The sequence below is a fragment of the Methylobacterium sp. Leaf89 genome (assembly GCF_001422215.1).
In the GTDB taxonomy this organism is placed as follows: Bacteria; Pseudomonadota; Alphaproteobacteria; order Rhizobiales; family Beijerinckiaceae; genus Methylobacterium.
In genome coordinates this window covers 1-2,371 of the sequence record NZ_LMML01000011.1, presented here as the reverse complement: position 1 = coordinate 2,371, position 2,371 = coordinate 1, and the positions used below count along the sequence as shown (strand labels likewise).

Annotated in this window: 2 protein-coding genes; both read right to left on the bottom strand. The window is 73.1% G+C overall.

What is annotated here, in order from left to right; translation table 11 throughout:
* On the bottom strand, positions 1–574 hold a 574-nt coding region (locus ASF18_RS24570; RefSeq protein WP_244472589.1), incomplete at its 3' end, for a Plug domain-containing protein.
* A 248-nt stretch (positions 575–822) separates the two neighbouring features.
* Positions 823–1,917: a bifunctional DNA-binding transcriptional regulator/O6-methylguanine-DNA methyltransferase Ada gene (gene ada / locus ASF18_RS05745; RefSeq protein ID WP_056350122.1), complete on the bottom strand. Its 1,095-nt coding sequence runs from the start codon at positions 1,915–1,917 to the stop codon at positions 823–825.
* Between the last annotated feature and the right edge of the window lie 454 nt (positions 1,918–2,371).

The following is a 2,371-nucleotide window of genomic DNA, read 5'->3' as shown; positions in this document are numbered from 1 at the left end:
CGCCGCCGGTGGCGTAGTTGCCGAAGAGCGCTGATTGCGGACCGCGGAACACGTCGATGCGGCCGTAGGCGCGCGGATCGACGAGGTCGAAGCGCGAGGCGCCGTCCGGCTGGGTCAGGAGAAAGCCGTCCTCCAGCACAACCATGTTCCGGATGACACCGGTGGAGCGGGCATTGTTGCCGCGGATGGAGATCACCACGTCGCGCCCCCCATTGCCCGGGCGCACGGTGACGCCGGGACTGTTCACCAGCACCGATCCGAGGCTTGTGGCGGGCCGGTTCTCGATCGTGTCGGTGCGGCCGACGCGCGTGGCGGTGGCGCCCAGGGGCTGTTCGATCACGCTCGGGCTGGAACCGGGGGGCGCCGAGACACCGAACGGCACCCCGGCCGGTGCCGGGCGACCCTCGGCCGTGATCGAGAGCTCCTCCAGCACGATCCCGCCCGCCTCCTCGGCGCGCACCTTCGACGCGGAGAGAAGGACGGCGACGAGGGCAAGCCGGACGGCTCCGGTTCGCGGGGCCGCAGTTCGGGGCGCGACGGCCTGGGAACGCGGAGAACGGGGAACAGCGGCCATGCCGGTTTCGACCACGGGAGCGGGGGCGGGTCACGCCGTAGGGAGGGAGGCCGGTCGGGCCGGACGCGAACCGCGACGTCCATTCATGCGCATCGCGCGTCCGGGAATGCCGAAGTCGCTTCTACCCCGTGGAAAGAGGGGGCGCGACGGGTCGGACACCCTGTGATCGTGACCTGTGGCTCCCATGCCACGTCGAACCCGACACGTCGAACCTGCTCTCTCAAACCGTCAGGCGCGCGGCGAGACCTTCAGCGCGCATCCGCCTCGCGGTCGAGGAGCTGGCGCTTGCGCGCGACGCCCCAGCGATAACCGGAGAGCGACCCGTCCGCGCGGACCACCCGGTGGCACGGGATGGCGACCGCCAGCGGGTTGGCGCCGCAGGCCTGGGCCACGGCCCGCATGGATGTCGGGGCGCCGATGGCCTGGGCGATCGCGCCGTAGGTCGTCGTGGTGCCGATCGGGACGGCGCGAAGGGCGGCCCAGACCCGCTGCTGGAAGATGGTGCCGCCGATGTCGAGGGGCAGGTCGAGGCCGCGGCCCGGCGCCTCGACGAAACCAACGACCGTCGCCACCCACCCGTCGAAGGCTGGATCGCCGGGCGCCAGGTCGGCCCTGGGGAAGCGGTCCTGGAGATCGCGGACCAGGGCGTCGGGATCGTCGCCCAGGAGGATCGCGCAGAGGCCCCGGGGGGTCGCCGCCACCAGGAGCGCGCCGAGGGAGCACGCGGCCACCGCGAAGCGGATCGCCGTCCCGGCGCCTCCCGTGCGATAGGCCGATGGGCGCATCCCGAGTCGATCCGGGCCTTCAGCGTAGAAGCGGCTCGACGCGTTGAAGCCGGCCGCGAAGACCGCTTCGGTCACCGTCCCGGCCTCGGGCAGGCGCTGCGCCACGCGCTCGGCCCGCTTGGCCGTCGCGTAGGCCTTCGGCGTGATGCCGGTGACCCTTCGGAAGACGCGGTGGAAGTGGAAGGCGCTCAGGCCCGCTTCCGCGGCGAGGCCTTCGAGTGTCGGCATGGTCTCGGCCGCGTCGATCAGGCGGCAGGCCCGGACGATCGCGGCGACGTGCCGTTCGGCCAGGGTCGCGTCGTTGGGCCGACAGCGCCGGCACGGGCGGAAGCCCGCGGCCTCGGCTGCATCGCAGGTGGCGTGGAAGCTCACGTTCTCCGGGTTGGCCGCGCGGGAGGGGCAACTGGGGCGACAATACACGCCGGTGGTGCGAACGGCGTAGACGAAGGTGCCGTCGGCCCGCGCGTCGCGGGCGGTGAGCGCGGCCCATCGCTGCGCGTCCGGGTCATCGGGGGCGCTCGGGTCGTCCCACTCCGGATGGGTGTCAGCGCGCCGCATGGGGCAACGTCCTCCGTCGTCCAGGGGCGGCCCCCGCTTGTCGCGGCCGCGTCGCAGCCTGTCCTGCCCCGAAATCCCCGGAGCCGCATCCCGATCCTTGCTCTCGAATCCGGCTGGCGAGGCATCCGTACCGTACCACTTGCGTTGGCGGAGCCTCGCCCGGCGAACAGACCGGCGGCCGATGTCCACCGTGCCGCCCGGCGCCTCCGATCCAGGATCTCGATGTGCAGCGAACAGGCTATTGCGGGCCACCGGCTTTGGCGGCAACGGTGGCCTGTCGCGGAGGCAAGGACGCGTCGGCGGCAGGAGACCCCGAGGCACGGTGCGTGCCTGACGGGGGGCGCCCGATCGGAGGGGGCGGGGCTGGCCGGCGTCGGTCAGCCCCGTCCGTTCAGACGCGGCGGGCGTCGACGCTGTCGGCGAGGGTGAGGCGCTTGGGGGCGCCGAGGCGTCC